Origin of the sequence: Mycobacterium sp. (genome assembly GCF_032162105.1) — a bacterium.
GTDB lineage: Bacteria > Actinomycetota > Actinomycetes > Mycobacteriales > Mycobacteriaceae > Mycobacterium.
This window is the reverse complement of the sequence record NZ_JAVRPS010000022.1, coordinates 1-3,379: the sequence shown is the minus strand read 5'-3', so window position 1 is coordinate 3,379 and position 3,379 is coordinate 1. Positions and strand designations below refer to the sequence as shown.

Annotated in this window: 5 protein-coding genes and 1 pseudogene; 4 read left to right on the top strand and 2 right to left on the bottom strand. The window is 63.5% G+C overall.

Annotated features, from left to right (window positions below; genetic code table 11):
• From QOC69_RS00835 to QOC69_RS00820, 4 genes and pseudogenes are all read left to right on the top strand, one after another.
• A partial coding sequence (locus QOC69_RS00835; protein ID WP_526435404.1) for an SDR family oxidoreductase occupies positions 1-335 on the top strand: 335 nt, incomplete at its 5' end.
• A gap of 40 nt (positions 336-375) precedes the next feature.
• A complete protein-coding gene (locus QOC69_RS00830; RefSeq protein ID WP_526435402.1) occupies positions 376-1,131 on the top strand; it encodes a glucose 1-dehydrogenase in 756 nt (251 codons plus the stop codon).
• Positions 1,132-1,179: 48 nt separating this feature from the next.
• Positions 1,180-1,656 carry a PaaI family thioesterase gene (locus QOC69_RS00825; protein ID WP_526435400.1) on the top strand — a complete coding sequence of 159 codons (477 nt, stop codon included), beginning with the start codon at positions 1,180-1,182 and terminating at the stop codon, positions 1,654-1,656.
• Positions 1,657-2,180: 524 nt separating this feature from the next.
• Positions 2,181-2,318, top strand: a pseudogene (locus tag QOC69_RS00820) (nitroreductase/quinone reductase family protein); the annotation flags it as partial.
• 22 nt (positions 2,319-2,340) lie between these two features.
• On the opposite strand, the gene QOC69_RS00815 reads toward QOC69_RS00820, so the two are convergent.
• Together QOC69_RS00815 and QOC69_RS00810 are read right to left on the bottom strand one after the other, a co-directional pair.
• The gene (locus QOC69_RS00815) at positions 2,341-3,180 is read right to left on the bottom strand and encodes an enoyl-CoA hydratase/isomerase family protein (protein ID WP_526435398.1); all 840 of its coding nucleotides are present in this window, start codon (positions 3,178-3,180) and stop codon (positions 2,341-2,343) included.
• A 9-nt stretch (positions 3,181-3,189) separates the two neighbouring features.
• Positions 3,190-3,379, bottom strand: a 190-nt coding sequence (locus QOC69_RS00810) for an SDR family oxidoreductase (protein ID WP_526435396.1), incomplete at its 5' end; no start/stop codon positions are given.

Here is a 3,379-nt window from a genome sequence, read left to right as displayed (position 1 = left end):
TCGGCGGTCGACGCCCACGTCCAGGGCTGACCGTCTACAACGCAGCCAAAGGGGGCGTCATCACTTTCACCCGTGGGCTCGCCGCGGAGTTGGCACCTCGAATCCGAGTCTGTGCCGTCAATCCCGTCGGCGCTCAGACCGGATTCATCCGCACCTCACATGGAGTGGACAAGCTGACCGGCGAAACCCTTGCCAAGTTTGTCGAGGGCATACCGATGGCCAGGCTCGCCGTACCCGAGGACGTCGCCTCGGCCGTGGAATACCTGGCCTCACCAGAAGCCAACTTTCTGACCGGTGTGTGTATTGACGTCGACGGCGGCCGCAGCATCCAGTGAGTTGCCGTGTAGTGCTTGTTCACCAGGTTAGGGAGAGAAATTGAGTGTCTTGGAAGGCCTCGAGGGCAAGCGAGTGATCGTGACTGGCGCCGCCGGCGGCTTCGGGGCGGCGATCGCACGGAAGTTCGGTGCGGCCGGAGCCCGGGTCCTAGTCGCTGACCTCGACGACGTCGGTGCACGGGATGTCGCGGGATCCATCGAGGGTGCAGTTCCGGCGCAGGTTGACGTGACGTCACCGCCACAGATTCAGGCCATGGTCTCGACCGCAATGGACGCATTCGGCGGGCTCGATATTCTGATCAACAATGCCGGCACAACCCACCGGTCCGGCCCCACCGTCGATCTGGACGTCAAAACCTTCGACGCCCAGGTTGCATTGAATGTTCGTAGCGTCTTCCTCGGTGCGAAATACGCGGTCCCGCACATGGAAGACGGTTCGGTGATCGTCAACACCGCATCGATCGCCGGAAAGCGACCTCGGCCCGGCGTCGTTACCTACAACGCCACCAAGGGTGCGGTCCTCACCCTGACGCGTGGACTGGCCAACGAACTCGCGCCCCGGATTCGGGTAAATGCCGTCTGCCCGGTCGCCGCGCAGACGAACTTCATGACCAACGCATTCGGCGACGGCGGACTCACCGGTGACATGTTCGACAAGATCGTCGGCGGCATTCCGATGGGACGGATAGCCGAGCCTGACGACGTAGCATCGGCCGTGTTGTTTCTGTCCTCTCCACGCTCGGGCTTTCTCACCGGCGTCTGCCTCGACGTCGACGGCGGCCGCAGCATCCAGTAGCAGCTAGGCTGCGGCAGCGATCAAGACCATCACAAAGGGACCGAATTCATGAGCCCGCAAGCCTCGGCCGAGCCCACCGGCCCGGCCCAGACCGAACTGCCCCAGCTGACAGGACTCGAACTGCTGCGCACCGCGTTGTCGCAGGGCTCGCACGCGCCATACATCGGCGACCTGCTCGGCATGGAGCTGGAACTGCTCGAGTACGGCAAGGTGGTCTTCGCCCTACAGACCCGCCCCGACTTCGCCAATCCGCTCGGCACGACCCACGGCGGCATCTGTGCGACGCTGCTGGATTCGGCGATGGGCTGCGCGGTGCACACGACGATGGACGCCGGTGTAGGTTGCGCCACACTGGAACTGAAGATCAACTACATCCGCCCGGTCCCGACCGATGGTCGCCGGTTGACCGCTACCGGCACCACCATCCACGTCGGTCGCACGACCGCGACCGCCGAGGGTCGGGTCGTTGACGACCAGGGTCGCCTGGTCGCACACGCCACCACGACGTGCGTCATCTTCCGCTGAACCCTAGCGCGAACGGTTTTGCGCGAGAACACCGTCCGCGCACCCGGGCGCCAGTACCGCTCAGAATCCGACCCGATATCGGTCTGCACCACCTCACTCGGCGCGAGTTAGCGCTCGCCGACACCGCGCGAGTCACTTGTATTTAAGTCCGCATCGCGGTAGTACTGGTAGGGTGGCTGTTCCTCTAGTGTGTCGCGAGTCGTTGATTCGCGTGCAGCTCGCGGGCGCAGGTTCGATTCGGCCCGCCGAACGTGCAGGGAGGGCGAAGATCTGAGGACCAATTTTTCGCCGTACACGCACATTCGGCGTGGTGAGGAACGGATTGACCACCTGCAGAGTTGCGCCGCCGCCAACTCAAGAACGCGATCAAATCCTGGCCAGCGTCGGCAACCAACTGCTGCAGAACTATCGGCTCGAGACACTAGATCTCCGTGCTCACCTCGAAAACTGGTGACGGGAGGGCGCCCTGGGCGCCACACGCGCGCTCAAACGCGCGATGTCAGTTTGGCCTGTCGTCACCCGTACCCCGGAACCTGCTATTGCACACGACCGGCGCGAAGACCGGTCAGGCGCGGACCGCGTCGGTCGCCTATTCACGCGACGGTGACACCCACCTGATCGTGGCGTCGAATGGTGGCGATCCAAGTTCCCGGTGCTGGTACTGACTGCCCGCCTGGGGCCTGCCTAGATCGTCCCACCTTCGAGCCACTCAGATAGTTGCGGCAGATCGCTGCGGACGTTGCCGGTGAAGTGGGGTGGGCGCTTCTGCAGGAACGAGGCGATTCCTTCGACGAGGTCGGCGCTGGTCGAAGCATGCGAAATGAGCTTCGCATCAAGCGCGAAAGCCGCTTCGGGGCTGTTACTTCCGGCCATCGCTATCAGACCACGGCGGATCGCCGCGACTGACACGCGTGATGTATGGACGGCAAGATCGCGAGCGAGGTCTTGGGCAGCCGTCCGCAGCTCGTGGGGCGCATGCACGCTGTTCACCAAGCCCGCGGCAAGAGCTTCGTCGACGCCGAACACCCTGCCACTAAGCATCCAATCCTTCGCTCTTGCAAGACCGACGATGCGAGGCAGAAACCACATCGATCCCCCTTCGGGGAACAATCCACGTCGGGCGAAGACGAACCCGAACCGCGCATCGGTGGCTGCTAGGCGGAAATCGGCGGCCAGCGTTAGGGTGACGCCGACTCCGACTGCTGCACCCTGAATGGCAGCGATGACGGGTTTGTTCAAGTTGGCCATCGGCCGCACCACCCGGGTGGCCGGCTCTACCCAGTCCGGGGCATCGATGTCGTCGACACCGGCGGTGTCGGCGGTCATGTCCATGCCGACACAGAAATCACTGCCTGCGGCTACCAGCACGACAACAAGGACTTCATCGTCGAGGTCCGCCGCACAGAGCGCTGTCCCGAGCTCATCGGCCATGGAGATGGTGAATCCATTGCGCGCGTGTGGACGATTGAGGGTGATCGTGGCGACCGAGTCGTTGACGCAGTAGTCGATCGTGGTGAATTCCATCGGCAATCCTCAGAATGCGGAGTATCCGCCGTCGATCAAGATCGAGTCGGCGGTGTGGTAAACGCTGGCGGAGCTTGCAAGGTAGACGGCGATGGCGCTGAAGTCCTGCGGCTGTCCCCATCGTTTCGCGGGGATCCGCCGCAGAAGGCCGCCTGCAACTCGTGGGGTGCCGAACACAGTGTCGGTCATGGGAGTCTGC